Origin of the sequence: Cobetia sp. SIMBA_158 (genome assembly GCF_046566945.1) — a bacterium.
GTDB classification, from domain to species: Bacteria; Pseudomonadota; Gammaproteobacteria; order Pseudomonadales; family Halomonadaceae; genus Cobetia; species Cobetia amphilecti.
Map to the genome: position 1 here is coordinate 1 of NZ_JAWJYL010001056.1, position 237 is coordinate 237.

1 pseudogene is annotated in these 237 nt (G+C 51.5%); it reads left to right on the forward strand.

Going from position 1 to position 237, the window contains the following annotated elements:
• A pseudogene (locus R2R70_RS23040) lies at nucleotides 1–237 on the forward strand (hypothetical protein); the annotation flags it as partial.

Consider the following 237-nt stretch of genomic DNA (forward strand, 5'->3'; position numbering starts at 1 on the left):
ACTATCGTCCGTTGCGTAATCTGCTACCTGGCAGCGCATTGCGCCGTTCCGAAACCCATATTGCCCGGCAAATCTTCAGTTCGCTAACGCGCATAAATGAGGAAAATGGGGAACTGGAAGCAGACATCGCCCACCACTGGCAGCAAATATCACCGCTTCACTGGCGTTTCTTTTTGCGTCCAGGAGTCCATTTTCATCATGGTCGTGAACTGGAAATGGACGACGTGATCGCCTCTT